A 390-nucleotide genomic window follows, 5' to 3' on the forward strand; every position below is an offset into this window, starting at 1 on the left:
TCCCTAGGTTTATTCTTGTCCAATTAGGATTTTTAACCAATCTTGTGCATCCAAAAGGTGTGTTTGTGTTATTGGATGAACATTTAGGTCATTTTCGTCCTCCCTATACTTATTCTTGTCCAATTAGGGTTTTTAACCAATCTTGTGCATCCAATAAGTTCATTTGTGTCATTGGATGAACATTTAGGTCATTTTCGTCCTCCCTAGGCTTATTCTTGTCCAATTAGGGTTTTTAACCAATCTTGTGCATCCAATAAGTTCATTTGTGTCATTGGATGAACATTTAGGTCATTTTCGTCCCTCCCTTGGCTTATTCTTGTCCAATTAGGGTTTATAACAAATCTTGTGCATCCAATAAGTTCATTTGTGTAATTGGATGAACATTTAGGT

Annotated in this window: 1 protein-coding gene; it reads right to left on the reverse strand. The window is 35.6% G+C overall.

All coding sequences use genetic code 11. From position 1 onward, the window contains the following. Window positions 1-209: 209 nt before the first annotated feature. Window positions 210-390, reverse strand: a 181-nt coding sequence (locus EOA22_RS38475) for a hypothetical protein (RefSeq protein WP_206521621.1), incomplete at its 5' end; no start/stop codon positions are given.

The organism is Mesorhizobium sp. M7A.F.Ca.US.014.04.1.1, assembly GCF_003998745.1.
GTDB lineage: Bacteria > Pseudomonadota > Alphaproteobacteria > Rhizobiales > Rhizobiaceae > Mesorhizobium > Mesorhizobium ciceri.